The organism is Bacillus sp. SJZ110, from assembly GCF_006715455.1.
In the GTDB taxonomy this organism is placed as follows: Bacteria; Bacillota; Bacilli; order Bacillales; family Bacillaceae; genus Bacillus; species Bacillus subtilis.
This window is the reverse complement of record NZ_VFNF01000005.1, coordinates 70,715-94,774: the sequence shown is the minus strand read 5'-3', so window position 1 is coordinate 94,774 and position 24,060 is coordinate 70,715. Positions and strand designations below refer to the sequence as shown.

22 protein-coding genes and 1 pseudogene are annotated in these 24,060 nt (G+C 46.6%); 17 read left to right on the top strand and 6 right to left on the bottom strand.

The window, feature by feature from the left end; genetic code table 11:
• The first annotated feature begins 2 nt into the window (after positions 1-2).
• From araB to FB592_RS15150, 11 genes and pseudogenes are all read left to right on the top strand, one after another.
• The gene (gene araB / locus FB592_RS15200) at positions 3-1,685 is read left to right on the top strand and encodes a ribulokinase (RefSeq protein ID WP_041851078.1); all 1,683 of its coding nucleotides are present in this window, start codon (positions 3-5) and stop codon (positions 1,683-1,685) included.
• Positions 1,686-1,701: 16 nt separating this feature from the next.
• On the top strand, positions 1,702-2,391 hold the full coding sequence (araD, locus tag FB592_RS15195) for an L-ribulose-5-phosphate 4-epimerase (protein ID WP_003229501.1): 690 nt from the start codon (positions 1,702-1,704) through the stop codon (positions 2,389-2,391).
• Positions 2,369-3,187, top strand: a complete 819-nt coding sequence (araL, locus tag FB592_RS15190) for a sugar-phosphatase AraL (RefSeq protein WP_077671574.1) — start codon at positions 2,369-2,371, stop codon at positions 3,185-3,187. Before araD ends, araL begins: the two co-directional genes overlap by 23 nt.
• Complete coding sequence (egsA, locus tag FB592_RS15185) at positions 3,184-4,368, top strand: sn-glycerol-1-phosphate dehydrogenase (RefSeq protein WP_141949736.1); 1,185 nt, start codon at positions 3,184-3,186, stop codon at positions 4,366-4,368. Before araL ends, egsA begins: the two co-directional genes overlap by 4 nt.
• 30 nt (positions 4,369-4,398) lie before the next feature.
• A complete protein-coding gene (gene araN / locus FB592_RS15180; RefSeq protein WP_041851076.1) occupies positions 4,399-5,700 on the top strand; it encodes an arabinooligosaccharides ABC transporter substrate-binding protein AraN in 1,302 nt (433 codons plus the stop codon).
• A 35-nt stretch (positions 5,701-5,735) separates the two neighbouring features.
• The gene (gene araP, locus FB592_RS15175) at positions 5,736-6,677 is read left to right on the top strand and encodes an arabinooligosaccharides ABC transporter permease AraP (protein ID WP_014480514.1); all 942 of its coding nucleotides are present in this window, start codon (positions 5,736-5,738) and stop codon (positions 6,675-6,677) included.
• Positions 6,678-7,523, top strand: a complete 846-nt coding sequence (gene araQ / locus FB592_RS15170; RefSeq protein ID WP_003229508.1) for an arabinooligosaccharides ABC transporter permease AraQ — start codon at positions 6,678-6,680, stop codon at positions 7,521-7,523. It begins immediately after the preceding gene.
• Between the two features lie 18 nt (positions 7,524-7,541).
• A complete protein-coding gene (gene abfA, locus FB592_RS15165) occupies positions 7,542-9,044 on the top strand; it encodes an alpha-L-arabinofuranosidase AbfA (protein WP_003222445.1) in 1,503 nt (500 codons plus the stop codon).
• Positions 9,045-9,195: 151 nt separating this feature from the next.
• The gene (gene cstA, locus FB592_RS15160) at positions 9,196-10,992 is read left to right on the top strand and encodes a carbon starvation protein CstA (protein WP_014477607.1); all 1,797 of its coding nucleotides are present in this window, start codon (positions 9,196-9,198) and stop codon (positions 10,990-10,992) included.
• Positions 10,935-11,122: pseudogene (locus FB592_RS21155) on the top strand (hypothetical protein). The gene cstA and the pseudogene FB592_RS21155 overlap by 58 nt, the downstream one beginning before the upstream one ends.
• The gene (locus tag FB592_RS15150; RefSeq protein WP_225510034.1) at positions 11,037-11,405 is read left to right on the top strand and encodes a VOC family protein; all 369 of its coding nucleotides are present in this window, start codon (positions 11,037-11,039) and stop codon (positions 11,403-11,405) included. Before FB592_RS21155 ends, FB592_RS15150 begins: the two are co-directional and overlap by 86 nt.
• A 38-nt stretch (positions 11,406-11,443) precedes the next feature.
• Here FB592_RS15150 and FB592_RS15145 read toward each other — a convergent pair whose 3' ends face one another.
• The 4 genes from FB592_RS15145 to sspI all read right to left on the bottom strand — a co-directional run bounded on the left by FB592_RS15145 (position 11,444) and on the right by sspI (position 15,680).
• Positions 11,444-12,778 carry a (Fe-S)-binding protein gene (locus tag FB592_RS15145; protein ID WP_032726359.1) on the bottom strand — a complete coding sequence of 445 codons (1,335 nt, stop codon included), beginning with the start codon at positions 12,776-12,778 and terminating at the stop codon, positions 11,444-11,446.
• Positions 12,775-14,187 carry a glycolate oxidase subunit GlcD gene (glcD, locus tag FB592_RS15140; protein ID WP_021480277.1) on the bottom strand — a complete coding sequence of 471 codons (1,413 nt, stop codon included), beginning with the start codon at positions 14,185-14,187 and terminating at the stop codon, positions 12,775-12,777. Before glcD ends, FB592_RS15145 begins: the two co-directional genes overlap by 4 nt.
• A 102-nt stretch (positions 14,188-14,289) precedes the next feature.
• Entirely contained in the window at positions 14,290-15,396 is a 1,107-nt protein-coding gene (locus FB592_RS15135; RefSeq protein WP_141949733.1) for a CdaR family transcriptional regulator, read from the bottom strand.
• 68 nt (positions 15,397-15,464) lie between these two features.
• The gene (gene sspI / locus FB592_RS15130) at positions 15,465-15,680 is read right to left on the bottom strand and encodes a small acid-soluble spore protein SspI (protein ID WP_141949731.1); all 216 of its coding nucleotides are present in this window, start codon (positions 15,678-15,680) and stop codon (positions 15,465-15,467) included.
• Between the two features lie 118 nt (positions 15,681-15,798).
• Between sspI and FB592_RS15125 the strand changes: the two genes are divergently transcribed.
• On the top strand, positions 15,799-16,545 hold the full coding sequence (locus tag FB592_RS15125; protein ID WP_015714484.1) for a TrmH family RNA methyltransferase: 747 nt from the start codon (positions 15,799-15,801) through the stop codon (positions 16,543-16,545).
• 66 nt (positions 16,546-16,611) lie between these two features.
• Here FB592_RS15125 and FB592_RS15120 read toward each other — a convergent pair whose 3' ends face one another.
• Complete coding sequence (locus tag FB592_RS15120) at positions 16,612-16,818, bottom strand: hypothetical protein (protein WP_004398812.1); 207 nt, start codon at positions 16,816-16,818, stop codon at positions 16,612-16,614.
• 81 nt (positions 16,819-16,899) lie between these two features.
• Here FB592_RS15120 and pheS point away from each other — a divergent pair, with 81 nt between their 5' ends.
• The gene (pheS, locus tag FB592_RS15115; RefSeq protein ID WP_004398818.1) at positions 16,900-17,934 is read left to right on the top strand and encodes a phenylalanine--tRNA ligase subunit alpha; all 1,035 of its coding nucleotides are present in this window, start codon (positions 16,900-16,902) and stop codon (positions 17,932-17,934) included.
• Positions 17,935-17,949: 15 nt separating this feature from the next.
• Positions 17,950-20,364, top strand: a complete 2,415-nt coding sequence (gene pheT / locus FB592_RS15110) for a phenylalanine--tRNA ligase subunit beta (protein WP_141949729.1) — start codon at positions 17,950-17,952, stop codon at positions 20,362-20,364.
• Between the two features lie 35 nt (positions 20,365-20,399).
• Here pheT and rnhC read toward each other — a convergent pair whose 3' ends face one another.
• Positions 20,400-21,338: a ribonuclease HIII gene (gene rnhC / locus FB592_RS15105; RefSeq protein ID WP_014480506.1), complete on the bottom strand. Its 939-nt coding sequence runs from the start codon at positions 21,336-21,338 to the stop codon at positions 20,400-20,402.
• Positions 21,339-21,471: 133 nt separating this feature from the next.
• Here rnhC and zapA point away from each other — a divergent pair, with 133 nt between their 5' ends.
• The 3 genes from zapA to polX all read left to right on the top strand — a co-directional run bounded on the left by zapA (position 21,472) and on the right by polX (position 24,055).
• Positions 21,472-21,729, top strand: coding sequence for a cell division protein ZapA (zapA, locus tag FB592_RS15100; protein WP_003229534.1), 258 nt, complete (start codon positions 21,472-21,474; stop codon positions 21,727-21,729).
• 6 nt (positions 21,730-21,735) lie between these two features.
• Positions 21,736-22,269, top strand: a complete 534-nt coding sequence (locus tag FB592_RS15095) for a CvpA family protein (RefSeq protein ID WP_014480505.1) — start codon at positions 21,736-21,738, stop codon at positions 22,267-22,269.
• A gap of 73 nt (positions 22,270-22,342) precedes the next feature.
• The gene (gene polX / locus FB592_RS15090; RefSeq protein WP_015384310.1) at positions 22,343-24,055 is read left to right on the top strand and encodes a DNA polymerase/3'-5' exonuclease PolX; all 1,713 of its coding nucleotides are present in this window, start codon (positions 22,343-22,345) and stop codon (positions 24,053-24,055) included.
• Positions 24,056-24,060 lie beyond the last annotated feature (5 nt).

Here is a 24,060-nt window from a genome sequence, read left to right as displayed (position 1 = left end):
ACATGGCTTACACAATAGGGGTTGATTTTGGAACTTTATCAGGAAGAGCAGTGCTCGTTCATGTCCAAACAGGGGAGGAACTTGCGGCTGCTGTAAAAGAATACAGGCATGCTGTCATTGATACCGTCCTTCCAAAAACCGGTCAAAAGCTGCCGCGCGACTGGGCGCTGCAGCACCCTGCTGATTACCTCGAAGTCTTGGAAACAACCATTCCGTCTTTACTCGAACAGACGGGCGTTGAACCGAAAGACATTATCGGGATTGGAATTGATTTCACGGCATGTACGATCCTTCCTATTGACAGCAGCGGGCAGCCGTTATGCATGCTGCCTGAATATGAAGAGGAGCCGCACAGCTATGTGAAGCTCTGGAAGCATCATGCGGCCCAAAAACATGCTGATCGGCTCAATCAAATCGCGGAAGAAGAAGGAGAGGCTTTTTTACAGCGGTACGGAGGAAAAATTTCATCAGAATGGATGATTCCAAAGGTCATGCAAATTGCCGAGGAAGCGCCTCACATTTATGAAGCGGCTGACCGGATCATCGAGGCTGCGGACTGGATCGTGTACCAGCTGTGCGGCTCGCTCAAGCGAAGCAATTGTACCGCAGGGTATAAAGCGATGTGGAGTGAAAAAGCGGGGTATCCGTCAGATGATTTCTTTGAGAAATTAAACCCTTCAATGAAAACGATTACAAAGGACAAATTGGCAGGTTCTATTCATTCGGTAGGAGAAAAAGCCGGCAGTCTGACTGAAAAAATGGCAAAACTGACAGGGCTTCTCCCGGGAACGGCTGTTGCGGTTGCCAATGTGGACGCTCATGTTTCCGTACCGGCGGTCGGCATTACAGAGCCAGGGAAAATGCTGATGATTATGGGAACCTCAACGTGCCATGTTCTTCTTGGTGAAGAGGTGCATATCGTTCCAGGTATGTGCGGCGTTGTGGACAATGGAATTCTCCCGGGCTATGCGGGATATGAAGCCGGGCAGTCCTGTGTCGGCGATCATTTTGACTGGTTTGTGAAAACATGTGTCCCGCCAGCTTATCAAGAGGAAGCAAAGGAAAAAAACATTGGCGTTCATGAGCTGCTGAGTGAGAAAGCAAACCATCAAGCGCCAGGTGAAAGCGGCCTGCTTGCTTTAGATTGGTGGAATGGAAACCGTTCAACTCTTGTTGATGCAGATTTAACAGGGATGATGCTTGGCATGACACTGCTGACGAAGCCTGAAGAGATTTATAGAGCGTTAGTTGAGGCGACAGCTTACGGAACACGGATGATTATCGAAACATTCAAAGAAAGCGGTGTTCCGATTGAGGAACTATACGCAGCCGGCGGAATAGCTGAGAAAAACCCGTTTGTCATGCAGATTTATGCGGATGTGACAAACATGGACATTAAAATCTCTGGTTCACCGCAAGCCCCAGCCTTAGGATCTGCCATTTTCGGCGCGCTTGCAGCAGGCAAAGAAAAAGGCGGCTACGATGACATCAAAGAGGCAGCGGCGAACATGGGAAAACTGAAAGATATAACTTATACGCCAAATGCCGAAAACGCCGCGGTTTATGAAAAATTGTACGCTGAATATAAAGAGCTGGTTCATTATTTCGGAAAAGAAAACCATGTCATGAAACGTCTGAAAACGATCAAAAATCTTCAATTTTCATCTGCCGCCAAAAAGAATTGATAAAGGGTGATGGAGCATGCTTGAAACATTAAAAAAAGAAGTGCTGGCTGCCAACCTGAAGCTTCAAGAGCATCAGCTGGTAACCTTTACGTGGGGAAATGTCAGCGGCATTGACCGTGAAAAAGAAAGAATTGTCATCAAACCTAGCGGAGTCGAATACAGCGACCTGACAGCCGATGACTTGGTTGTTTTGAACCTTGATGGAGAGGTCGTCGAAGGCTCGCTTAAGCCTTCTTCAGATACACCTACCCATGTTTATTTATATAAAGCCTTTCCGAATATCGGGGGAATTGTCCATACCCATTCTCAATGGGCGACAAGCTGGGCGCAATCGGGCAGAGACATCCCTCCGTTAGGCACGACCCATGCTGATTATTTTGACAGTGCGATTCCATGTACTCGAGAAATGTACGATGAAGAAATCATTCATGACTACGAACTGAATACAGGAAAAGTCATAGCGGAAACCTTTCAGCATCATAACTACGAACAGGTGCCGGGTGTGCTCGTGAATAATCACGGACCGTTCTGCTGGGGCACTGACGCCTTAAATGCCATTCATAACGCAGTTGTATTAGAAACGGTTGCCGAAATGGCCTATCACTCCATTATGCTGAACAAGGATGTAACCCCAATCAATACAGTCCTGCATGAAAAGCATTTTTATCGAAAACACGGAGCAAATGCGTATTATGGCCAGTCATGATACGCCTGTGTCACCGGCTGGCATTCTGATTGACTTGGACGGTACTGTATTCAGAGGAAATGAGTTGATCGAAGGAGCAAGAGAAGCGATCAAAACGCTTAGGAGAATGGGAAAGAAAATCGTCTTTTTAAGCAACCGGGGGAATATCTCCCGTGCCATGTGCAGAAAAAAACTTCTTGGCGCGGGGATTGAAACGGACGTAAACGACATTGTTCTGTCATCAAGCGTGACAGCGGCTTTTCTGAAAAAACATTATCGTTTTTCAAAGGTATGGGTGCTTGGGGAGCAAGGCTTGGTTGACGAGCTGAGGCTGGCCGGTGTGCAGAACGCGAACGAACCGAAGGAAGCGGATTGGCTCGTGATCTCCCTTCATGAAACGCTCACGTACGAAGATTTAAATCAAGCCTTTCAAGCGGCTGCCGGCGGCGCTCGTATTATCGCTACAAACAAAGACCGCTCTTTTCCGAACGAAGACGGAAATGCCATTGATGTGGCTGGAATGATTGGGGCGATAGAGGCTTCCGCACAAGCGAAGACTGAACTTGTTGTCGGAAAACCGTCATGGCTGATGGTGGAGGCTGCCTGTACAGCAATGGGGCTGTCCGCACATGAATGCATGATTATAGGAGACAGCATTGAATCTGACATTGCGATGGGGAAGCTTTATGGCATGAAAAGCGCCTTAGTGCTAACTGGTTCTGCGAAACAGGGTGAACAGCGTTTGTACACGCCGGATTATGTGCTGGATTCTATTAAAGATGTAACCAAATTGGCTGAGGAGGGGATTCTGATATGAATCGTATCGCAGCTGACGTTCAGCGTGCTTTTGAACACGCCGGAGAAAAGACGTTACCTATAAAAGTTGAAGAAATTGTTCTCGGTAAGCAAGCAGCTGATTCGCTTTTGGATTATGTAAAACGAAAAAACAATCAACATATTGTCCTTGTCTGCGACGCGAATACACACCGCATTGCAGGAATTGATTTAGAAAACCGACTGAATCAAGCAGGATTTCAGGCCGAGTGCCTGATCATTCCAGAAAATGAAGCCGGAGATGTGACAGCTGATGAACGATCGCTCATTCATGTGCTGATCCATACGAAACAACCAACGGATGTCATGATCGCAGTCGGTTCGGGCACGATTCATGATATCGTCCGCTTTGCGGCGTTTCAAAGAGATTTGCCGTTTATTTCTTATCCGACTGCTCCATCTGTAGACGGTTTTACATCAGCAGGGGCGCCGATTATTTTATACGGCACGAAAACAACCATTCAAACGAAGGCCCCATCTGCGCTGTTCGCTGATCTGGATCTATTAAAAGCGGCACCGCAGTCAATGGTGGCGGCTGGCTTTGGTGACATGCTCGGTAAAATCACGTCTTTAGCAGATTGGGAAATATCCCGGCATCTTGCCGGTGAGCCTTATTCGCCTGCAGGAGCTAAGATCGTTCAGGAGGCGCTTGCTGCCTGCATTGAACACACAGAAGACATTGCGATGAAAACGGAAACAGGCATACGGGTTTTGATGGAGTCTTTACTTGTATCGGGGCTTGTCATGCTGGCATTAGATCATTCCCGCCCGGCATCAGGCGGAGAGCATCATATTTCACATTGGATTGAGATGGAATTAATGGAGAAAAAACGGCCACAGATTCTTCATGGGGCAAAGGTGGGCTGTGCAGCTGTTTTATTAACTGACACATACAGAAAGCTCGCTCAGGATGACGGGCTGAACGAATTTTCACCGAGCCGGCGGCAAGCCATCCAATCGGCTTATCAAACTCTCCCGGAAGGAGAAGTGCTGGCTGATTGGCTGAGATCAGCCGGAGGCCCTGCGAATTTTGACGAAATCGGTGTCGGGCAGGATTCCGTCAAGAATGCCTTCAGACATGCGCACACCTTAAGAGACCGCTGCACCGGATTAAGAATCATTAATGAAAACAAAACGCTGATCAACCATGGTCTATATGAATAGCCCGCACCTCGAATGGAAGGGGTAACGCAGATGAAAAAAATGACTGTCTGTTTTCTTGTGCTCATGATGCTGCTGACATTAGTCATTGCTGGGTGTTCAGTAGAAAGATCATCCGGGAAGTCGGGTGAAACCGAGCTGACCTTTTGGACATTTAACGGGCTTCATGAGCAGTTCTATGTGGAAATGGTGAAGGAATGGAACAAAAAATATCCTGACCGCAAAATTAAGCTGAATACGGTCGTTTATCCATATGGACAAATGCACGATAACTTATCTATCTCCCTAATAGCGGGAGAAGGCGTTCCTGATATTGCAGATGTCGAATTGGCCCGTTTTTCAAACTTTTTGAAGGGCTCTGACATACCGCTTGCCGACTTGACTCCGCTGATTGAAAAGGATCGCGATAAATTCGTTGAGGCGCGGCTGACATTGTACAGCAAAAACGGAAAGCTTTACGGACTCGATACACATGTAGGGACAACGGTCATGTTTTATAACATGGATGTGATGAAAAAAGCCGGCGTCAATCCTGACGATATTAAAACATGGGATGATTACCATAAAGCCGGACAGAAAGTGCGCAAAGTGACCGGGAAGCCGATGGGAACGGTGGAAACAAATGATTCCGCAACGTTCTTATCTATGATTTCACAGCAAAACTCAGGCTATTATGATAAAAACGGCAAGCTGATCCTCAATAATGACACCAACGTAAAAACACTTCAATATTTAAAAGACATGATCAATGATAAAACGATGATTCCTGCGCCGGGCGGCGGGCATCACAGTGAAGAATACTACGGCTTTATGAACCAAGGAGGAGCTGCTTCAGTCCTCATGCCGATTTGGTATATGGGAAGATTTATCGATTATATGCCTGATCTGAAAGGGAAGATTGCCATCAGACCGCTCCCGGCATGGAAAGAGGGGGGCGACCGCTCGGCAGGTTTGGGCGGTACGGCAACTGTTGTACCGAAGCAATCCAAGCATGTTGAGTTAGCAAAAGAGTTTTTGGCCTTTGCGAAGGGCTCTGAAGAAGGAAATAAAAAACTCTGGAGCGTACTCGGCTTTGACCCGCTTCGCTGGGATGTTTGGAGCTCCAAGGAATTGAAAGAGAAAAACAAATACACGGATTACTTCCAAAACGGAACAGGCATTTTTTCTGTGCTGCTCGATATCAAGGATGAAATCAATCCAATTTATTTACATGAGGATTTTGCCAAGGCTTCAGACCTTGTCAACAGAAGCGTATTGTTCGACGCGCTTAAATCTCAGCAAAAAACGCCTAAACAAGCCTTGGACAGAGCGGCAGGTGAACTGAAACAGAAATAGAATCCCATTCAAAAAGTGAAAGCGGGGAGGTTCTCATGAAACCTGTGAAAACGGGAACGGTTCATCCCGTTCCTTCAGCTGCGAAACAATCAGGCTGGCGAGATGTATTTTATTCGAAAAAAGCGGCGCCCTATCTGTTTACAGCGCCATTCGTTTTATCCTTTCTCGTATTTTTTCTATACCCCATCATTAGTGTCTTCATCATGAGCTTTCAAAGAATATTGCCGGGAGAGGTGTCCTTTGTCGGTTTGTCTAATTATACAGCGCTAAACAACCCGACGTTCTATACCGCCCTTTGGAATACGCTGGAATACACCTTTTGGACGCTGATCGTGCTGATTCCTGTTCCATTGCTTCTGGCCATATTCCTGAATTCAAAGCTGGTCAAATTTAGAAATATATTTAAATCAGCATTATTCATCCCGGCATTGACCTCCACCATTGTCGCGGGGATCATTTTTCGGCTGATCTTCGGAGAAATGGAAACGTCTCTGGCCAATTCCATCCTACTCAAACTCGGCTTTTCACCTCAGAACTGGATGAACAATGAACATACCGGCATGTTTTTGATGGTGCTGCTTGCTTCATGGAGATGGATGGGAATCAACATCCTTTACTTTTTAGCCGGTTTGCAAAATGTGCCGAAAGAGCTGTACGAAGCCGCTGATATAGACGGCGCGAATACAATGAAAAAATTTCTGCACATCACGCTGCCGTTTCTCAAGCCTGTAACCGTATATGTGCTGACCATCAGCATCATCGGCGGCTTCAGGATGTTTGAGGAAAGCTACGTCCTTTGGCAGAATAATTCCCCGGGTAATATTGGTCTGACGCTTGTCGGATATTTGTATCAGCAGGGACTTGCCTACAACGAAATGGGATACGGAGCGGCCATCGGCATTGTGCTTTTGATTGTGATCCTTGTTGTCAGCCTGATTTCATTAAAGCTGTCAGGCTCGTTTAAGGGGGAGGGATAAATGTTGCGGCACAGTCCTCAGTTTAGCGTTTATAGAATTGCGCTAACCCTGTTTTTTATGATGCTGAGCCTATTGTATCTTTTTCCGATTTTCTGTTTGCTTTTAGGATCATTAAAGCCGTCATCTGAGCTTTTGCGTGTGGGGCTGAATCTTGATATTGATCCAAAAGTGATGAGTTTTGATAACTACACATTTCTGTTTAATGGCGGCAGCATTTATTTCAAATGGTTTTTTAACAGTCTTGTACTCGGACTTTTTACGACCGTGCTCACTCTGTTTTTTTCTTCGATGATCGGGTACGGGCTTGCGGTTTATGATTTTAAGGGAAGAAATATCATCTTTGTTCTTGTGCTGATTATTATGATGGTTCCGCTGGAAGTGATGATGCTTCCTCTGTTTAAACTTACTGTCGGACTGCACTTGATCGATTCATATACGGGTGTCATATTGCCGTTTATCGTTTCACCTGTTGCCGTTTTCTTTTTCAGGCAATATGCTCTTGGCCTTCCAAGAGATCTGCTGGACTCTGCAAGGATGGACGGCTGTACGGAATTCGGCATCTTTTTCAGGATTATGGCACCGCTGATGAAACCGGCTTTCGGTGCGATGATTATCCTTCAGTCCTTAAACAGCTGGAACAACTTCTTGTGGCCGCTGATTGTGCTTCGGTCGAAAGAAATGTTTACGCTTCCAATAGGGCTGTCCAGCTTGCTGAGCCCTTATGGAAATAATTACGACATGCTTATATCCGGCTCAGTATTTGCGATTTTGCCGGTGATTATCATTTTCTTGTTTTTCCAAAAGTACTTTATCTCCGGCCTGACGGTAGGGGGAGTCAAAGGTTAATGAAGGAGGAAACGTGTGATGAAAAAAGCGCGAATGATTGTAGACAAAGAATATAAAATCGGTGAAGTAGATAAACGGATTTATGGCTCGTTTATCGAACATATGGGTCGTGCGGTATATGAAGGCATATACGAGCCTGATCACCCTGAAGCGGATGAAGATGGATTTAGAAAAGATGTCCAGTCGCTGATCAAAGAATTACAGGTTCCCATCATCCGCTATCCGGGCGGAAACTTTTTATCCGGATACAACTGGGAGGACGGTGTCGGACCAGTCGAAAACCGCCCGAGACGGCTTGACTTGGCATGGCAAACGACAGAAACCAATGAAGTGGGAACAAATGAATTTTTATCTTGGGCAAAAAAGGTGAACACTGAGGTCAATATGGCCGTCAACCTTGGCACAAGAGGCATAGATGCCGCTCGTAATCTCGTTGAATATTGCAACCATCCGAAAGGCTCTTACTGGAGTGATTTAAGAAGATCGCATGGCTATGAACAGCCGTATGGCATCAAAACATGGTGCTTAGGAAACGAAATGGATGGACCGTGGCAGATCGGCCACAAAACAGCTGATGAATACGGACGGCTTGCTGCAGAGACAGCAAAGGTCATGAAGTGGGTTGACCCATCAATTGAACTCGTTGCCTGCGGCAGCTCAAACAGCGGCATGCCGACCTTTATCGATTGGGAAGCGAAGGTGCTTGAGCATACGTATGAGCATGTCGACTATATCTCTCTTCACACTTACTACGGAAACCGGGATAACAATCTGCCAAACTACTTGGCCCGTTCCATGGATTTGGATCATTTTATCAAATCAGTCGCTGCGACCTGTGACTATGTAAAAGCAAAAACACGCAGCAAGAAAACAATCAATCTATCTCTGGATGAATGGAACGTATGGTATCACTCAAATGAGGCTGATAAAAAAGTCGAACCGTGGATCACTGCGCGTCCGATTTTAGAGGATATTTACAATTTTGAAGATGCCTTATTAGTCGGCTCTCTGCTCATTACGATGCTGCAGCACGCAGACCGTGTGAAAATTGCGTGTCTTGCACAGCTTGTCAATGTCATCGCGCCGATCATGACGGAAAAAGGCGGTGAAGCATGGAGACAGCCGATTTTCTATCCATACATGCATGCTTCTGTTTATGGAAGGGGCGAGTCACTGAAACCGCTTATTTCTTCTCCGAAGTACGACTGTTCTGATTTCACTGATGTGCCATATGTTGATGCTGCTGTTGTGTACTCTGAAGAGGAAGAAACCCTCACTATTTTTGCGGTAAACAAGGCTGAGGATCAGATGGAGACGGAGATTTCGCTCAGAGGCTTTGAATCCTACCAAATCGCAGAGCACATCGTACTTGAGCATCAGGATATCAAAGCGACAAACCAGCATAACAGAAAAAATGTCGTTCCGCATTCCAACGGAACATCGTCTGTCAGCGAAAACGGCTTAACTGCTCATTTCACGCCGCTTTCCTGGAATGTGATCCGCCTGAAAAAACAGTCATAAGAGAAGCTAAGCCGGAGATTTCTCTCCGGCTTGTCTTTCAACTGCCACGAGCCGGCCCGTTCAAGCCGGCTTTTTGTATAGGAAAAAATGACCGCTTTTCACCATGAAATTATGATATATTTATGAAAAACAGCAAAGGGGATGGGAGAAAATGAATGCGGTTACAATTGTGATAGCATCAATGTGTATTTTGGCTATTGCCTATCGTTTATACGGAACATTTATGATGGTGAAGGTTCTCAAAGTGAATGATGACAAGCCAACACCTGCTCATGCGCTTGAGGATGGGAAAGACTATGTGCCTACAAATAAATGGGTTTCGTTCGGCCACCACTTTGCCGCGATCGCAGCGGCCGGGCCGCTGGTTGGACCAATTCTGGCGGCGCAGTTTGGCTATTTGCCGGGATTATTGTGGCTGTTAATCGGGGCGGTAATTGGGGGAGCCGTCCATGATATTGTGGTGTTGTTTGCATCGATGCGCAAAAACGGAAAATCGCTGTCGGAAGTGGCGAAGGATGAGCTTGGCCCTGTTGCAGGATTTTGTACAGGACTGTCCATGCTGTTTATCATCACGATCACAATGGCGGGCCTGTCGATGGTTGTCTTGCATGCGCTTGAACGTAATCCATGGGGAACATTTGCGGTAGGGATTACGATACCGATTGCGATGGGTGTGGGCTTATTTTATAAGAAAACGGGAAATTTAAAGCTCGCTTCAACGGTCGGCTTTCTCTTTTTAATGGCAGGAGTCTTTATCGGTCCATGGGTACAGACTACAGCGCTCGGTGACTTTTTAACACTAGATACGAAAACGCTTGCAATAGCGCTTCCTGTTTATGCGTTTTTTGCGGCTGCGCTTCCCGTTTGGCTGCTTCTTGCTCCGCGTGATTATTTAAGCAGCTTTATGAAAATCGGTGTTTTTATCGCTTTGATTGTTGGTGTGTTTGTCGTCAATCCGTCCATTCCGTTCCCTGCGTTTACAGAATTCGTAAAAGGCGGCGGGCCGGTGCTGGCAGGACCTGTCTGGCCGTTCATCTCAATAACCATCGCCTGCGGGGCGATCTCTGGGTTCCATGCCTTTGTCGGCTCAGGAACGACACCGAAAATGCTGAATAAATGGAGTGATATGAAGCCGGTTGCGTTTGGCGCAATGCTTGTTGAGTGTCTTGTCGGCATCATGGCGCTGATTGCAGCGACCGCTTTACAGCCTGCTGATTACTTTGCGATTAACAGCACGCCTGAGGTTTTCCGTACGCTTGGCATGAATGTCGTACATTTGCCTGAATTGAGCAGGGAAATCGGTTTGGACTTAGAAGGAAGAACAGGGGGAGCCGTCACACTTGCGGTGGGAATGACTTATATTTTTACCGGAATGCCGTTTTTCAGCCATTTGGCCTCATACTTTTTCCAATTTGTCATTATGTTTGAAGCGGTCTTTATTTTAACAGCGATTGACGCCGGCACACGCGTCGCCCGTTATTTGATCCAGGATTTCTTCGGGGAGGTGTATAAGCCGCTGAAGAAAACAGACTGGATTCCGGGCTCTGTATTTGCCAGCGCGCTTGCCTGTTTGATGTGGGGGTACTTGCTGTATTCAGGAGATATCGGTTCCATTTGGGCGCTGTTCGGCGTTTCTAATCAGCTGATGGCTTCAGTGGGGCTGATTATCGGAGCGACCATCGTGCTGAAAATCGCTGATAAACGCCGATACATTCTGACTTGCCTTATCCCGCTTGCCTATTTATATGTCACTGTCAATTATGCGGGCTATTGGATGGTGCGCAATGTGTATCTCAATCCTGAAGCAGCAGGATATAGTGTATTGAATGGCGTATTATCTATCATCATGCTGGTGTTAGGCTTCATTATTATCGTGGCGGCTGTGAAAAAATGGGCGCAGATGTGGAAAGATCCGAGCTTAAGGATGGAAGCGTCTATACCGGGCTAGAAGGACTATTGAAAATGTTGAGGGGGGTTTCAATGAATCTATCAATGAAATATCTTATTCTATACGTATCGGACAGCAAGCGGGCTATTCATTTTTACCGGGATATTTTAGGACTGCCGATTCGTGCTGAACACGGCACTTATGTCGAATTTGATACAGGGTCTACGATATTGGCGCTTAATACGCGGGAAAGCGCCAGAGACATCACGGCGCTGGACATTCCGGATACATCTGCTTCAAACACATTTGAAATCGGGTTTGTTACTGAAAATGTAGAAGCGGTCATCAAAAGGATGAGAGAACAAGGCGTATCGATTATCGGGGAGCCAAAAGTGAAACCATGGGGGCAGACGGTCGCCTATATCGCTGATCCGGATGGACATTATATCGAAATTTGCAGTCCGATGGAATAACGCACAAAAGCCCAAAACAGTGTCTGTTTTGGGCTTTCTCATGATGTTTTGTGCCTGGCTGCTTCCAATAGCAGATCAGCCAGGTGAACGGCTCTGACTTTACCGCTTAGTCCTTCGCGTTCAATCCCGAGCTTCATCTGCAGCAGGCAGCCGGGATTTGCTGTTACAATGAGGATCGCTTCGGTTGCTTTGACGGCAGCCATTTTGCTGTCCAGTATTTTCATAGACATTTCAGCTTCGACGATGTTGTAAATTCCCGCTGACCCGCAGCAGCTGTCTGCTTTCTCCATTTCTTTGAATTCCGCCCCTTTGATGCTTTTAAGAAGCTGGCGGGGCTCGAGTGACGTATGCATCACATTTCTTAGATGACATGAATCTTGATAGGTAATGATCTGCGGCGTCTCGAGTGCTAGATCCATTTGATGGAAATCGAGCTCAACCAAAACGGACGAAAAATCTTTCAGCTTCTGAACAAACGCAGCAGCCCGTTCCGACCACTCAGGGTCATCCTTCAGCAAATGATCATATTCAGTGAGAAAGGCTCCGCATCCTCCTGCGTTTGTAATGACTGCATCCACGTCTAACGCTTCAAAAGCAGCGATATTTTGTTTCGCGAGCTCTTTCCCTGTGTTTTTTTCACCGCTGTGTCCATGAAGCGCCCCGCAGCAAGCCTGTTCAGGCGGAATGACAATGTCGCAGCCTGCCAGCTGTAAAAGCTTCAATGTGGCGTTGTTGGTCGGTAAAAACATTGTATCCATTAAGCAGCCCGAAAAAAAGGCGACCCGTTTTTTCATGGGACCAATGGACGGCAGGAAACGCGGCCGATGTTTCATGTCTTTGCTTTTTGGAACATCAGGAAGAACAGCTTCCATCGTCCGCAAATGCTCAGGCAGGACCCGAAGCATGCCTGATTTTCGCACAGCGGTTTGCAGTCCTGAACGCTGATACAAACCGATAAGGCTTACAGCTGAGCGCATGCGGTTTTGATGCGGAAACAGCTCGTGAAAAGCCGTCTTTCGCATGACACGTTCACCAAGCGAGTGTTTTTTATTTTGGTGGATAATATCTCTGGCTTCCTCAAGCAGCTGCCCGTATTTCACGCCAGACGGGCATACAGGCTCACAGGCGCGGCAGCCGAGGCAAAGTGACAGCGACCGTTCGACATCTTCATCCGGTTCAATCATACCGTCGGCTACGGCTTTCATTAAGGCGATGCGCCCGCGCGGAGAGTGTGTTTCCTGAAATCCCGATTCGATATAGGTCGGACAGGAAGGAAGACAGAAACCGCAGCGCATACAATTTAATAACTCGCCTTCATCCATACGCTCTTTAAATTCATTTTGGATCTGTTTCATTTCTTTTTCTGTTGTCATCTTTCCGTCACCACACGTTTTCTCGCATCTTTCGCAAACATTTTGCCGGGATTTAATATGTTCCGGGGGTCAAATGCCGCTTTCAACGCTTTCATCGCATCAATGCCTTCTTTTTTCAGCTTCATTTCCAAGTAAGGCGCTTTCATTTCCCCGACTCCGTGCTCTCCGGTTATCGTCCCGCCAAGTTCAATCGCTTTCTCAAAAATCTCGGCAAAAGCCTGTTCGACACGTTCCATTTCATCCTTATTTCTTATGTCTGTCGTGCATGTCGGGTGAAGGTTCCCGTCTCCCGCATGGCCAAAGGTGCAGATGGAAATATCATATTTAGCAGCAATATCATTAATCGCTTTAACCATATTGGCGATTTCTGAGCGAGGAACGGTCGCATCCTCTAAAATCGTCGTCGGTTTGAGGCGGGCTAGGGCAGAAAGTGCAGAACGCCGGGCTTCAGTCAGGGCAAACGCTTCCTCCTCTGTTTGTGCGGTCTGAACGGAAACGGCGTCGCCTTTTTTGCAGATCGCCTCAATCTTTTCCATATCCCGTTCAACAGTTTCATATGGCCCGTCTTGTTCAATTAACAAAACTGCTTTTGCGCTTGTCGGAAGTCCGATTTTGGCATAATCCTCAATCACCAAAAGTGTAGGCTGGTCGAGAAATTCAAGCGTGGCGGGTATGATTTTTGCGGCAATGATGTCTGATACCGTTTGAGCAGCGGCATCGATATTTTCATATAGGGCAAGCAGCGTCTTTTTTGTTTCAGGCTTTGGAACGAGCTTGACGATTGCCTCTGTCACAATGCCGAGTGTTCCTTCTGAGCCGACAAAAAGACGTGTGAGATCGTATCCGGCCACATCCTTTGCGAGTTTTCCGCCGGTGCGGATGATGTCACCATTTGCGAGCACAACCTCCAGTCCAATAACATAGTCGCGGGTGACGCCGTATTTTAATCCGCGGAGCCCGCCGGAATTTTCATTGATGTTGCCGCCGATAGTTGATATTTTCATAGAACTCGGATCGGGCGGATAAAACAAACCTTTGCTTTCAACTGCCTTGATCATATCCAGCGTAATAACGCCCGGCTGAACTGTGGCAGTTAAATTTTCTTCATCAATTTCAAGAATCCGGTTCATGTGCTTAAAGAGAAGCACAAGTCCGCCTTCAGTCGGGCACGTGCCGCCGCACAGGTTTGTCCCTGATCCTCTTGGAACGATCGGCACTCGATGTTCGCTGCAAATTGTTAAAATGCGTGATACTTCATCAGTATTCCTCGGAGCAATCACGGCATCAGGCATAGACTGATACTGAGGCGTCGCATCATATGAATAGACGAGACGGCCGGCATTCGAGTCATCAAAGTTTTCTGGTCCGGAGACCAGAATCAGCTGTTCCTTTACATCCTTGGTGATCATTTCACCCATCCCCCTGTCAAAAAACGCTTCCAATCTATTGTAAGAGAAAAAAAGCAAAGCCTTCCATGGAGAAACATACAAAAAATGAAACTGAAACTCTCTCTATTTTGTATCTTGATCTAAAAAATAGAGTGCGACGTACATCGTGACGACGTCCTCGGTACGGTCAAAACGTAAACCCGTCAGCTGTTCAGCCTTAGACAGACGATAACGCAATGTATTGATGTGTATATGCATGTCTTCAGCGGTTTGTTTCAAAGACAAATCGTGATGAAAGAAAGTCCGTATCGTATTCATAAGTTCCTGATGCTCTAGCGCATCTCCTAATACTCTTTGCGGAAATTCGTTTCGGGTTCCCGGGCTGATCTCCGTCAGACACATATCAAGCTTCAGATCCTCTTCAAATATGGGCGTTTTTCGCTTAAGGCTGACAGCCAGCGCTTTTTCCGCTTGCTCGTATGACTCTGTCAGGCTGGAGCTTGCGACAGCCCTTCCGGCGCCAGCTGCTGTATATTGGCTGCTTGCGGTATTGGCAAACGAACAAATGTGAAGGATTTTCCGTAAAAGCCGATCCCTTTGTTCATGCTGCGGCACTTCATGATTAATCAAAATCCGTTCATTTCCCCACCTGATGAACAAATCCGCAGGGTACGATGATTTCCAGATGCGTGCCATTTTTTCAATATCATGACGTGACCACTCATACCCCTGAATAAGAATCATTTGGCGCCGGGAGGAAAGGTCAACACCAAGAAGCTGAGCTTTCTCAAGAAAACTGGGAGACCACTCCTTTAGTTGCAGCCAATCGATCATAAAAGACTCCAGCATTCTCTCACGCCACTGGGATTGCTCTAAGTGCCGCGATTCCTTAATGAACAGCTCTGTCATTTTTCGAAGCAGTTCTCCGAATGGCTGAATCTCTGCAGGCTCACCTGTCAGCCCGAAGACGGCGATCACATCATGGTCAAAAAATACAGGGAGGTTTATGCCTGCTTTCACTCCTTTTAACCTTGTTTCATCTTCTTTTGTAATAATCACGCTGCGTCTTTCTTTTGCGCAGATAAGCGCTCCCTCATGAAATTGTCCGACACGCTCATCGTTTGTGCCTGCCATAATAAGACCGTCCGTGTTTACAATAATGACTTCACGTTCGTACATTTTTTTAACTTCAGCAATAATTTTTTTCGCTAATAACCGCTGTAAAAACATGGCGTTCCCCCTCATCATGTTTTTATTATATAAGAAAAAAACCGGGCGCTGTCACCCGGTTTCATGTCTTATTCGGCGGATTTTAATCCGCCTTCAAGCGTTTTCAGCATTTCGTTTTTCTCACTTTCGGATGCGTGCTGCCAAATGACTTCGAATAAAACGCCGAGCCCTGGAAGCATTTTTTCTTCACCGCTTTGAATCGCATCTACGATTGTATGCTCAAGCTGCTCCTGATTATTGCCGGTGACATTGGAGATGACGGCATGACGTAAATTAAGATCCATGTAAAACGCTCCTTTTTCTAAAATGTAATACGTATATTCTAACCCTGCACCTGGTTTATTATGTGCTGTTCTTGCGATATAATAACATCATGTTAAAAAAAGGAGCGCCACATAGACAGTGAAACAAATAGAATCGGCAAAAAACCAAAAAGTGAAGGATTGGAAAAAGCTTCACACAAAAAAAGAACGAACAAAAACAAATACATTTCTGATAGAGGGAGAACACCTCGTTGAAGAGGCGTTGAAAAGCCCGGGCATTGTGAAAGAAATCCTTGTAAAGGATGAAACGAAGATTCCTTCAGATCTTGAGACTGGTATCCAGTGCTATATGCTGAGTGAAGATGCGTTTTCAGCTGTGACTGAAACCGAAACGCCGCAGCAGATTGCCGCTGTGTGCCATATGCCTGAAGAAAAGCTGGCAACGGCACGCAAGGTGCTGCTGATTGACGCTGTGCAAGATCCGGGAAACCTTGGCACAATGATTCGAACGGCTGATGCGGCCGGTTTGGATGCGGTTGTACTCGGTGACGGCACGGCGGACGCCTTTAACGGAAAAACACTGCGATCTGCTCAGGGATCTCACTTCCATATTCCTGTTGTGAGAAGAAACCTGCCTTCATATGTGGACGAATTGAAGGCAGAGGGCGTAAAAGTATACGGCACGGCGCTGCAAAACGGAGCGCCTTACCAGGAGATTCCTCAGTCTGAATCCTTTGCGCTCATTGTAGGAAATGAAGGTGCAGGGGTGGATGCTGCATTGCTGGAAAAAACGGATTTGAACCTGTACGTGCCGCTTTACGGACAGGCTGAATCACTAAACGTTGCGGTTGCGGCTGCCATCCTCGTGTATCACTTGCGAGGATAGTGTTGCGCCAAGCGTTGGATTTCTCTATAATAGAACATAATATTTCAAAAACCGTGACAGAGGACCTCAATTTCTGATCAACTGCTTTCCAGGGAGAAAATGCCGCTGACTGAGAGCATTTTTAACGCAGCCGGAAATTGGCTTCACCTCTTGAGTTGTCGCCGGGACCGCGTACACTGCGCGTAAAGGTGAACCGGAATCTGATTCCGTTATGTCAATGAAGCTGACGACAGCATCAGTCTGTCTGAAATAAGGGTGGTACCGCGGCCACAACTCGTCCCTTGTACAAGGGACGGGTTTTTTTTATTTTCCAAAGACATATGACGGTTTGTTTACATAAAAGGAGGATGCAAAATGGAAGAAAAGCTAAAACAGCTGGAACAAGAAGCTTTAGAACAAGTAGAAGCGGCAAGCTCATTGAAGGTTGTCAATGATATTCGGGTGCAATATCTCGGAAAAAAAGGGCCGATTACAGAAGTGCTGCGCGGAATGGGCAAGCTTTCTGCTGAGGAACGTCCAAAAATGGGGGCGCTCGCGAACGAAGTAAGGGAGCGCATTGCCAATGCGATTGCTGACAAAAACGAGAAGCTTGAAGAAGAGGAAATGAAACAGAAGCTTGCAGGGCAGACAATTGACGTCACGCTGCCGGGGAACCCTGTTGCAGTCGGCGGCCGCCATCCGCTCACTGTTGTCATTGAAGAAATTGAAGATTTATTTATCGGGATGGGCTACACAGTCGAGGAAGGGCCAGAGGTTGAAACGGATTACTACAACTTCGAATCGCTCAATCTTCCGAAAGAACACCCAGCGCGCGATATGCAGGACAGCTTTTACATCACAGAGGAAACTTTGATGAGAACGCAAACGTCTCCTGTCCAAACACGGACGATGGAAAAGCATGAAGGCAAAGGTCCCGTTAAAATCATTTGCCCGGGTAAAGTATACCGCCGTGATAACGATGACGCGACGCACTCTCACCAATTTATGCAAATTGAAGGGCTTGTCGTTGACAAAAACATCAGCATGAGTGATTTAAAAGGAACGCTTGAACTCGTTGCGAAAAAAATGTTCGGGCAAGACCGCGAAATCAGACTCCGCCCAAGCTTCTTCCCGTTTACTGAGCCTTCAGTAGAAGTGGATGTGACATGCTTTAAATGCGGTGGGAACGGCTGCTCAGTCTGTAAAGGAACAGGCTGGATTGAAATCCTCGGCGCCGGCATGGTTCACCCGAACGTGCTTAAAATGGCTGGCTTTGATCCGAAGGAATATCAGGGCTTCGCATTCGGAATGGGTGTTGAGCGCATCGCGATGCTGAAATACGGCATTGATGATATTCGCCACTTCTATACAAACGATGTCAGATTTATTTCGCAGTTTAAACAGGCGTAAGAGGAGGATGCAAGGATGTTTGTTTCTTATAAATGGTTAGAGGATTATGTTGATTTAAAAGGCATGGACCCGGCTGTTCTTGCTGAAAAAATTACAAGAGCCGGTATTGAGGTTGAAGGAATTGAATACAAAGGAGAAGGCATCAAAGGCGTTGTCATCGGCCATGTGCTGGAGCGCGAGCAGCATCCGAATGCTGATAAACTGAATAAGTGCCTTGTGGATATTGGAGCTGAAGCCCCTGTACAAATCATTTGCGGTGCGCCGAATGTGGATAAAGGACAAAAAGTCGCGGTTGCAACAGTCGGAGCGGTGCTGCCGGGCAATTTCAAAATCAAAAAAGCTAAGCTTCGCGGTGAAGAATCAAACGGCATGATCTGTTCCTTACAGGAGCTTGGTATTGAAAGCAAACTTGTGGCGAAGGAGTATGCAGAAGGCATTTTCGTATTCCCGAATGACGCTGAAACAGGAAGCGATGCCTTAGCGGCTTTACAGCTTGACGATGCGATTCTTGAGCTGGGTTTAACGCCAAACCGCGCGGATGCCATGAACATGCTTGGTGTTGCTTACGAGGTTGCCGCGATTTTAGATACTGAGGTAAAGCTTCCGCAAACGGATTATCCGGCTGCTTCAGAACAAGCGTCTGATTACATTTCAGTCAAAATTGAAGATCAAGAAGCGAACCCGCTGTACACTGCAAAAATCATTAAAAATGTCACGATTGCTCCGTCACCGCTTTGGATGCAGACAAAGCTGATGAATGCAGGCATTCGTCCGCATAACAACGTCGTTGACATCACAAATTTTGTCCTGTTGGAATACGGACAGCCGCTTCATGCGTTTGATTATGACAGATTTGGCTCTAAGGAAGTGGTAGTAAGAAAAGCAGCTGAGAATGAAATGATCGTAACTCTTGATGATCAAGAACGTAAGCTGTCCGCCGATCACCTTGTCATTACAAACGGAACGAAAGCGCAGGCCGTTGCGGGTGTCATGGGAGGAGCAGAGTCAGAGGTTCAGGAAGATACGAAAACGATTTTGCTTGAGGCTGCGTATTTCAACGGGCAGACGGTTCGCAAGGCTTCCAAAGACCTTGGTTTGAGAAGTGAATCAAGCGTAAGATTTGAAAAAGGAATTGATCCGGCGCGCGTACGTCTTGCAGCAGAACGGGCTGCGCAGCTGATCCATCTGTATGCCGGCGGTGAGGTGCTTGCAGGAACAGTTGAGGAAGATCACCTGACAATCGAAGCAAATAACATTCACGTATCTGCTGACAAAGTGAGCAGCGTTCTAGGCCTGACGATCAGTAAAGAAGAACTGATTAGCATTTATAAACGTCTCGGTTTTACGGTCGGTGAAGCGGGTGAACTTCTCGTTGTGACTGTCCCATCACGCCGCGGCGACATTACAATAGAAGCGGATTTAATCGAAGAAGCGGCAAGACTGTACGGCTACGATAACATTCCGTCTACGCTTCCTGAGACAGCGGGAACTACAGGCGGGTTAACGCCATACCAGGCAAAACGCCGTAAAGTCAGACGCTTCCTTGAAGGCGCAGGCTTATCACAAGCCATCACTTACTCACTGACAAACGAGAAGAAAGCGGCAGCGTTTGCGATTGAAAAATCACTGAATACTGTGCTTGCGCTTCCAATGAGTGAAGAAAGAAGCATTCTCAGACACAGTCTTGTTCCGAATCTGCTTGATTCTGTTTCTTACAACATCGCGAGGCAGACTGACTCAGTTGCACTGTACGAAGTCGGCTCCGTTTTCCTGACGAAGGAAGAGGACACAAAACCTGTTGAAACAGAACGCGTAGCAGGAGCTGTTACCGGATTATGGCGCAAGCAGCTATGGCAGGGTGAAAAGAAACCAGTTGATTTCTTTGTTGTCAAAGGAATTGTAGAAGGGCTGTTAGACAAACTCAACGTCCTAGACAGCATTGAATTTGTACAGTCTGAACGCAAACAGCTGCATCCGGGCAGAACAGCGAACATTTTATTGAATGGTTCTCTGATCGGCTTCATCGGCCAAGTCCATCCTTCATTGGAAAAAGAACTGGATATAAAGGAAACATACGTATTTGAGCTCGATCTTCATGCGTTGCTCGCAGCAGAAACAGCACCTCTTGTTTACACGGCGATTCCGAAATATCCGTCTGTGACACGTGATATCGCCCTTGTAACAGATAAAACCGTCACAAGCGGACAGCTCGAGAGCGTCATTAAAGAGGCTGGCGGAAAGCTTCTGAAAGAGGTAACCGTCTTTGACGTATACGAAGGCGAACATATGGAGGAAGGCAAGAAGTCAGTCGCTTTCTCACTCCAGTATGTCAACCCTGAACAAACACTGACTGAAGAAGAAGTGACAAAGGCGCACAGCAAAGTGCTGAAAGCGTTAGAAGACGCATATCAAGCTGTTTTAAGAGGCTGATAAAAAAGCTTGCAGAGAAATCTGCAAGCTTTTTTCTATGAACGTTTTTTATCAGCAAGGCGCTGCGCTTTTTGCGTATTGGCGAAATGGAGTTTTGTAAAGGTTCTGAGTGCAGATGCCCCTTTTTTGAGGATCAGCTTGGCGGCCGCTTCATCGACGTGAGGACCGGCCCCTTTTGGAAGCGTCATTCCTGCCTCGCGTGATAGTTTATCCATTTCCATTAAAAACGAATATCTTGCAATGATTGAAGCAGCGGCGACAGCCAGGTGAATACCTTCAGCTTTTGTGCTAAAATAGGTCCGCTCCTTCACAATGTCTCTGCCCTTTAAATGATTGAAGTAGACGCCTGGCTCAGCGAATTGGTCAATCAAAATGGCTTCAGGCTTTACTCCATCCAATTTTCTTAATAAATGGGTGATCGCCTGATTGTGCAGCAAAGCTTTCATTTTCCCTTGGCTCATGCCTTTTTCCTGCATGCTGTTATACTTTTCATTTTTTAAAACCAGCAGGCTATATGGAATAGTTTTGATCAGGTTTCGGGCAATCTCGATGATTTGCGGATCTTTTAAATCTTTAGAATCCTTAACACCGAGTTCCTTCATTAAAGGAAGCATGGTTTTGTCGACGTACGCGCATACAACCGTCATTGGGCCAAAGTAATCTCCGGTTCCGACTTCGTCAGAACCGATAACAGACATTCCGGCGATATCTGCCGGAGGGGCATAGCGGGGATCAGCCGGCTTTTTGGCCATTTTCTTCTTTTCCGGCTCTGCTGTTCCCCAGCGCGCGGATTCTGCCGCTGCGTTTTTGCCTTGAAACAAGACCTTGCCTGATTTATATGCTGTAATGGTACAGCCGGGCGGTTTCGCCTGAAAAACGGCTCCCTGCGGAACAGAGGCTGTAAGCGAACCGCTGTATGTCATTTTCATTTGGTCAATAGCAGACAACGATACTTTTATCACTGAATGGGACACGTAATAATCTCCTTTTTTTACACTTTTCGCTGTATATACCAGTGTATCATAACAGCGGGAGGCTCGTCTTTCCATTCATTTAATAAACGTGTTATGATAAGAACTAGGATTCTCGCGGAATGGAGGAGAAACGTTGTCTGACGGCAAAAAAACAAAAACAACCGTTGACATTTACGGCCAGCACTTCACGATTGTCGGTGAAGAAAGCAGAGCCCATATGAGGTATGTCGCCGGAATTGTTGATGATAAAATGAGAGAAATCAATGAAAAAAATCCATACCTTGATATAAATAAACTTGCAGTGCTGACAGCGGTAAATGTGGTGCACGATTATGTCAAATTACAAGAGAAATGTGAAAAACTGGAGCGTCAGCTTAAAGAAAAGGATTGAACAACTATGCTAGATATCATCATCTTAATCTTGCTCCTGATGGGGACTTTACTGGGGTTAAAACGCGGTTTTATCCTGCAGTTTATCCGCTTGACGAGCTTTATTTTATCAATTGCCTTTGCGGCTTTATTCTATAAAAACGTGGCACCGCATTTACATTGGATTCCCGCACCCGATTTTTCAGCGGGACAGCCGGCTCTTTCTTTTTTTACGGGGAATTTGGAAGCAGCGTACTATAATGCGATTGCGTTTATCGTTTTATTTATCATTGCTAAAATCTTACTGAGAATCATCGGCTCGTTCTTGAGTATTGTCGCCGGCATTCCGGTGATCAAACAAATCAACCAATTGCTGGGCGCCGTTCTCGGTTTTCTAGAAGTCTATTTATTTACATTTGTGCTGCTGTATGTCGCATCCGTTCTGCCGGTAGATGCACTGCAGCAAATGATGGGGCAATCGTCCCTCGCAAATGTGATCATTAACCATACACCATACTTGTCAGGGCTCCTACAAGAGCTGTGGACACAGTACGGGGCATAAAAAAACTTCTCTTGTCCGGAGAAGTTTTTTTCAAGTATGATGGAAACATATGTGAACGTCTGGGGGTTATGATATGCATAAAAAAGATATTATCCGGCTGCTTGAAACCATTGCAGTCTATATGGAACTAAAAGGGGACAACCCGTTTAAAGTATCCGCCTTCCGAAAAGCGGCGGCAGCCCTGGAACAGGACGACCGAAGCTTATCAGAAATGGACGATATGATGTCGCTGTCCGGCATTGGAAAAGGAACGTACAGCGTCATTAAAGAGTATATAGATGAAGGAAAGTCAAGCACGCTCGAATCGCTTCAGAAAGAAGTGCCGGAAGGACTCGTGCCTTTATTGAAGCTGCCGGGGCTCGGCGGCAAAAAAATCGCAAAGCTATATAAAGAGCTCGGCGTACATGATGCAGAATCTCTGAAGGAAGCCTGTGAACAGCAAAAGGTGCAAGGTCTTGCGGGCTTCGGCAAAAAATCGGAAGAAAAAATATTACAGGCGCTCGGGGAAGCCGGAAAACAGCCTGAACGGTTCCCGATCGGCTACGCCCTCCGGATCGCGCGGGAAATTGAGGAGCATCTTTCTCAATTTACGCATATCATCAAATTTTCTCGTGCCGGAAGTCTCCGCAGAGCGCGGGAAACGGTGAAGGATCTGGATTATATCATTGCTACAGATCATCCGGCTGAAGTAAGAGAGCAGCTTCTTGAGCTGCCAAACATCAAAAGCGTGATCGCAAGCGGAGATACGAAGGTGTCCGTCATCCTTTCCTTTGAATATGAAACAAGCGTCGATTTCCGTCTTGTGACGGAAGAGCAGTTTCCGACAACACTCCATCATTTTACGGGATCAAAGGATCACAATATTAAAATGCGCCAAATCGCCAAAGAACGCGGCGAGCGGATCAGTGAATACGGCGTTGAGACAGTTGAAACCGGAGAGATCAAAACATTTCCGAGTGAACGTGAATTTTATGCGCACTTCGGCCTGCCGCTGATTCCGCCGGAAATTCGTGAAAGCGGACAGGAAGTGGAAACCTACAGCGACAGCATTGAACTGATAGAACCCGGGCAAATCAAAGGGGATCTCCACATGCACTCAACGTGGAGCGATGGTGCATTTTCGATCAGAGAGATGGCTGAAGCCTGCATCAAAAAAGGCTATCAATACATGGCGATCACCGATCACTCACAATATTTAAAGGTCGCCAACGGCCTTACTGCAGAAAGACTTAAGCAGCAGGCAAAAGAAATTGACGCACTGAATGCAGAGTTTGAAAACTTCCGTATTTTGAAAGGCGTTGAGATGGATATCCTGCCTGACGGTACGCTCGATTATGATGACGATGTGCTTGCGGAAATGGATATCGTTATTGCATCGATTCATTCCAGTTTTAATCAGCCGGAACACGTGATTATGAAACGGCTTGAGACGGCACTGACAAACAAGCATGTTGACATTATCGCACACCCGACCGGGCGCCTTATCGGCAGACGGGCCGGTTACGAAATCGATATTGATCAGCTGATTGAGCTTGCGAGGAAAACAAATACGGCGCTTGAACTCAACGCCAACCCTGCGCGCCTTGATCTACGCACAGAGCATTTAATGAAAGCAAACGAACAAGGGGTTACATTGGTGATTAATACTGATGCCCATAATATTGAGATGTTAGACGATATGAAAACTGGCGTTACTGCCGCGCGCAAAGGATGGACGGAAACGAAAAACGTTCTGAATGCCCGGTCGCTTAAAGACGTAGAGGCATTTCTGAAGCGCAACGATTAAGTAAG

Coding starts and splice junctions, on each gene's coding strand:
- araB (WP_041851078.1), top strand. CDS start 3: ATGGCTTACACAATAGGGGTTGATTTTGGAACTTTATCAGGAAGAGCA.
- araD (WP_003229501.1), top strand. CDS start 1,702: ATGCTTGAAACATTAAAAAAAGAAGTGCTGGCTGCCAACCTGAAGCTT.
- araL (WP_077671574.1), top strand. CDS start 2,369: ATGCGTATTATGGCCAGTCATGATACGCCTGTGTCACCGGCTGGCATT.
- egsA (WP_141949736.1), top strand. CDS start 3,184: ATGAATCGTATCGCAGCTGACGTTCAGCGTGCTTTTGAACACGCCGGA.
- araN (WP_041851076.1), top strand. CDS start 4,399: ATGAAAAAAATGACTGTCTGTTTTCTTGTGCTCATGATGCTGCTGACA.
- araP (WP_014480514.1), top strand. CDS start 5,736: ATGAAACCTGTGAAAACGGGAACGGTTCATCCCGTTCCTTCAGCTGCG.
- araQ (WP_003229508.1), top strand. CDS start 6,678: ATGTTGCGGCACAGTCCTCAGTTTAGCGTTTATAGAATTGCGCTAACC.
- abfA (WP_003222445.1), top strand. CDS start 7,542: ATGAAAAAAGCGCGAATGATTGTAGACAAAGAATATAAAATCGGTGAA.
- cstA (WP_014477607.1), top strand. CDS start 9,196: ATGAATGCGGTTACAATTGTGATAGCATCAATGTGTATTTTGGCTATT.
- FB592_RS15150 (WP_225510034.1), top strand. CDS start 11,037: ATGAAATATCTTATTCTATACGTATCGGACAGCAAGCGGGCTATTCAT.
- FB592_RS15145 (WP_032726359.1), bottom strand. CDS start 12,778: ATGACAACAGAAAAAGAAATGAAACAGATCCAAAATGAATTTAAAGAG.
- glcD (WP_021480277.1), bottom strand. CDS start 14,187: ATGATCACCAAGGATGTAAAGGAACAGCTGATTCTGGTCTCCGGACCA.
- FB592_RS15135 (WP_141949733.1), bottom strand. CDS start 15,396: ATGTTTTTACAGCGGTTATTAGCGAAAAAAATTATTGCTGAAGTTAAA.
- sspI (WP_141949731.1), bottom strand. CDS start 15,680: ATGGATCTTAATTTACGTCATGCCGTCATCTCCAATGTCACCGGCAAT.
- pheS (WP_004398818.1), top strand. CDS start 16,900: ATGGAAGAAAAGCTAAAACAGCTGGAACAAGAAGCTTTAGAACAAGTA.
- pheT (WP_141949729.1), top strand. CDS start 17,950: ATGTTTGTTTCTTATAAATGGTTAGAGGATTATGTTGATTTAAAAGGC.
- FB592_RS15095 (WP_014480505.1), top strand. CDS start 21,736: ATGCTAGATATCATCATCTTAATCTTGCTCCTGATGGGGACTTTACTG.
- polX (WP_015384310.1), top strand. CDS start 22,343: ATGCATAAAAAAGATATTATCCGGCTGCTTGAAACCATTGCAGTCTAT.